The organism is Komagataeibacter intermedius TF2 (assembly GCF_000964425.1).
GTDB classification, from domain to species: Bacteria; Pseudomonadota; Alphaproteobacteria; order Acetobacterales; family Acetobacteraceae; genus Komagataeibacter; species Komagataeibacter intermedius.
Genome location: NZ_BANF01000795.1, coordinates 1 through 259, shown reverse-complemented (window position 1 = coordinate 259; position 259 = coordinate 1). Strand labels below are relative to the sequence as shown.

Annotated in this window: 1 protein-coding gene; it reads left to right on the top strand. The window is 57.9% G+C overall.

The features are described 5' to 3' along the window. A partial coding sequence (locus tag B7449_RS19275; protein WP_052952451.1) for a UvrD-helicase domain-containing protein occupies nucleotides 1-259 on the top strand: 259 nt, incomplete at both ends.

Here is a 259-nt window from a genome sequence, read left to right as displayed (position 1 = left end):
TGATCACACCGGTGGCTGCTTTCGCGCATGTTGAAAGCCTGATCCGCAGGCGACAGTCGGCGAATCTCCATGTGGATCATGAAAGCTGGCGCTTTGTGGTCGGGCTGTATGGTCGTTACCAGGCGATCTTGCGCGAGCAGAACGCGGCGGATTTTGGTGATCTGCTGATGTGGCCGACCCTCGCGATGTTGCATGATGCAGAATACCATCGCCGATGGTCCGCCCGTTTTACGGCCGTGATGGCGGACGAGTTTCAGGA